Source organism: Phenylobacterium sp. (assembly GCF_035569475.1).
GTDB lineage: Bacteria > Pseudomonadota > Alphaproteobacteria > Caulobacterales > Caulobacteraceae > Phenylobacterium.
The window spans coordinates 1-3,586 of the sequence record NZ_DATMNA010000071.1 but is presented as its reverse complement, the minus strand read 5'-3'; the positions used below and the strand labels follow the sequence as shown (position 1 = coordinate 3,586).

The 3,586-nt window shown below is 71.3% G+C and carries 5 protein-coding genes; all 5 read left to right on the top strand.

The annotated features are described in order from the left end of the window. The coding region (locus VNW53_RS10700) for an ABC transporter permease subunit (protein WP_325555611.1) at nucleotides 1-575 on the top strand (575 nt) is incomplete at its 5' end. Continuing rightward, on the top strand, nucleotides 562-1,680 hold the full coding sequence (locus VNW53_RS10695; RefSeq protein WP_325555610.1) for a TauD/TfdA family dioxygenase: 1,119 nt from the start codon (nucleotides 562-564) through the stop codon (nucleotides 1,678-1,680). The genes VNW53_RS10700 and VNW53_RS10695, both read left to right, overlap by 14 nt. Further along, entirely contained in the window at nucleotides 1,677-2,219 is a 543-nt protein-coding gene (locus tag VNW53_RS10690) for an HD domain-containing protein (RefSeq protein ID WP_325555608.1), read from the top strand. The genes VNW53_RS10695 and VNW53_RS10690 overlap by 4 nt, the downstream gene beginning before the upstream one ends. Nucleotides 2,220-2,299: 80 nt before the next feature. After that, entirely contained in the window at nucleotides 2,300-2,770 is a 471-nt protein-coding gene (locus VNW53_RS10685; RefSeq protein ID WP_325555606.1) for a (2Fe-2S)-binding protein, read from the top strand. Continuing rightward, nucleotides 2,767-3,586: molybdopterin cofactor-binding domain-containing protein (locus tag VNW53_RS10680; protein ID WP_325555604.1), on the top strand; the 820-nt coding region annotated here is incomplete at its 3' end. The genes VNW53_RS10685 and VNW53_RS10680, both read left to right, overlap by 4 nt.

The window sequence follows — 3,586 nt, the reverse complement described above, 5'->3', positions numbered from 1 at the left end:
ACGCCGCCGAGCGCGGCGGGGCGAGCCGATGGTTGCGGCAGGCCTATTCGGCGTTCAGCCTTCTGCCGGCCGCCACGCCCGGCCTCGCCCTGGGTCTGGCCTATGTGCTGTGCTTCAACGACCCCGCCAATCCGCTGCACGTGATCTACGGCGGCTTCGCCATCCTGGTGGCGGTGACCGTGACCCACTTCTACACCGTGGCGCACCTGACCAGCGTCTCGGCGCTGAAGGCCCTGGACCGGGAGTTCGAGCCGGCCGCGGAAGTGCTCGGCGTCGGCCGGGCGACGGTGTTCGCCCGGGTGATCGCCCCCCTGAGCGCCGGGCCGCTGGTGGAGATCTTCGTCTATCTGTTCGTGGGCGCCATGACGACGGTGTCGGCGGTCGTGTTCCTCTATCCGCCGGACGTGAAGCTGGCGTCGGTGGCCGTGCTGAACATGGACGACGCCGGCGACATCGCCCCCGCCGCGGCCATGGGCATGCTGATCGTCTATGTTAACCTCGCCATGCGCGGCCTCGGCGGGGCGGCCCGCGGCTGGCTCGACCGGAGGCGAAGGCGGGCGCATGAGCGGTCCTGAACCGACCCGGGCCACCGTGGCCGATGGCGGCCGCGCCGTGGTCCTGACCTGGAGCGACGGTCTTCGCGAAGCCCTGCCGGCCGTCTGGCTGTGCGACAGCGCCGAAGACGCCTTCGATGAGCAAACGGGCCAGCGGCGCCGTGGCCTGGGCGCCCTCGACCCCGAGGCCAGGATCGCTCGCTGCGCGCTGGAACCCGCCGGCCTGGCGGTGTCGCTGGCCGGCGGCCGGGACCTGCGTGTCGTCCGTCGCCGCTTGCGAGACCGCCGGCGGGAGAGGCCGTCGCCGACGCTGTGGCTCACCGCCGCCTCTATCGAGGCGCCGGATCCCCTTTCCGCGGACGCCTGCCTGAACGACGACGAGGCGCTCGCCGAGACCGCCTCTCGGGTCGCGCGCCAGGGCCTGGCCATCCTGAGCGGCGGCCTGGCCGAGCCCGGCTATGTGGAGCGGATCGTCGCCCGCTTCGGCTTTATCCGGGAGACGAACTACGGCCGCCTCTTCGATGTGCGTAGCGAGAGCCGGCCCAGCAACCTCGCCTACACCGCCGAGGCGCTGGACCTGCACACCGACAACCCCTATCGCGACCCGCCGCCGTCGCTGCAGCTGCTCCACGCCATCCGCGCCGACACGCACGGCGGCGCCACCTGTTTCGCCGACGGCTTCGCCCACGCCCGCGCCATGGAAGCGACCGCGCCGGAGGCGTTCGAACGCCTCGCCCGCCATCCGGTCGAATTCGCCTACGCCGCGCCGGACGGCGCGGTCTATCGCGCGCGTCGGCCGCTGATCGAGCTGGGCCCCGACGGCGCGATCCTCGCCGTGCGGCTGAACCACCGCTCGCTGGCGCCGCCGGATCTCCCCGCCGATGAGCTCACCGCCTGGTACCGGGCCTACAGTGTCTTCCACCAGAGCCTGCACGCCCCCGGCGCGGCGCTGAGGATCAGGCTCCAGCCCGGCGACGTCGCCCTGTTCGACAACCGGCGTATCGCGCACGGCCGCGAGGCCTATGACGGCTTGGCCTCCGCCGGGCGCTGGCTGCAGGGCTGCTACGCCGACATCGATGGCCTGCTGGCCACCCTCGCCCGCCTCAGACCGGAGAGCGCTCCATGACCACCCTGACCCTCGACCGGATTCTGGCCGACTATCACCGCCTGGGCCACCGCCAGTACGGCGAGGACGTCAGCCAGAACCAGCACGCCCTGCAGTGCGCGGCGCTGGCGGCGGCGGACGGGGCCCCGGAAACCCTGATCGTCGCGGCCCTGCTGCACGACTACGGTCATCTGGCGGAAGCGGCGGAAGACGTCGACCGCCCCGCCGTCGACGCCCGCCACGAGATGGCGGGCGCCGCCTTGCTGGGTGAGCTGTTCGGCCCCGCCGTGACCGCGCCGATCGCCCTCCACGTGGCCGCCAAGCGTTATCTATGCGCGGTCGAGCCGGGCTACCGGGCGGCGCTCAGCCCCGCATCCGTCCACTCCCTCGCCCTGCAGGGCGGCCCGTTCACGGCGGACCAGGCCGCCGCCTTCGAGCGCCTGGACGGCTTCGCCGATGCCGTGCGCCTGCGCCGCTACGACGACCTCGGCAAAGCCGCCGACGCGGCGCCCTCCGGCTTCGACGCCTATCTCCCGATGATGCGCCGCCTCGCGAATTGACCGCGAGACTATCCGGATTGTTCGATCGATAACTTCAGCTTAGTTTGGGACCAGGCGCGCACCATCCCCACAGAGGGCCCATGGTTCAGTCGAGACAGTTGCGGATCAACGGCGAAACGAAGGCCGTCGACGCGCCCGACGACATGCCGCTGCTTTGGGTGCTGCGGGATGTCCTCGGCCTGACCGGAACGAAGTTCGGCTGCGGCATCGCCCAGTGCGGCGCCTGCACGGTGCACATCGACGGCAAGCCCGTGCGGTCGTGTCTGCTGCCGGTGAGCGCCGTGGGCGACCGCGCCGTCACCACGATCGAAGGCCTCGGCGCCACGTCCGCGGGCGCGAAGGTGCAGAAAGCCTGGCTCGATCTCGAGGTGGTCCAGTGCGGATACTGCCAGTCCGGCCAGCTCATGTCGGCCGCCGCTCTGCTGGCGGCGATCCCCACGCCTGATGACAGCGACATCAACGCCGCCATGTCGGGCAACATCTGCCGGTGCGGCACCTATGTGCGCATCCGCGCGGCCATCAAGCGCGCCGCGGGCGAGGTCGCCGCATGACCGCCGCCTCCCGCCGCGGGTTGCTGAAGACCGGGCTGGCGGGTGGCGTGCTGCTCGCCTTCTACCTGCCCATGCGCGCCGCCGGCGACCTGCCCCTGCGCGTCGCCAACGAGCCCAACCAGGGACCCGACGACACCGCCGGCAAGTTCACCCCCAACGGCTTCATCCGCATCGCGCGCGACGGCAAGACGACGCTGGTCATGCCGCAAGTGGAGATGGGCCAGGGCGTCTATACGGCGGTGGCCATGATCCTGGCCGAGGAACTCGACGCCGACTTCTCACAGGTGGTGCTCGAGCACGCGCCGCCCAACGACAAGCTGTACGGCAACCCGGTGTTCGGCATCCAGGTGACCGGCAATTCCAACTCGATCCGCTCGTTCTGGACGCCGCTGCGCAAGGCCGGCGCCACCGGGCGCGCCATGCTGGTGGAGGCCGCGGCCCAGCGCTGGAAGGTTTCGCCCGCCAGCTGCAGCGCCGCGAACGGCAAGGTGATTCACGCCGCCAGCGGCCGCTCCCTGGCCTATGCGGACCTGGTCGACGCCGCGGCGCGCGTGCCGCCGCCGAAGGATCCGCCGCTGAAGGACCCGCAGAACTTTACCCTGATCGGCAAGCCGCTGAAGCGCTTCGACACCCCCGCCAAGGTGACCGGCGCGACCATCTACGGCATCGACGCCCTCCTGCCCGGCATGAAGTTCGCCAGCATCACGGCAAGCCCGGTGTTTGGCGGCAAGGTCGGCCAGGTGAACAACACCGAGGCCCTGGCTGTGCCCGGCGTGCAGAAGGTCATCGTGCTCGACGACATGGTGGCGGTGGTGG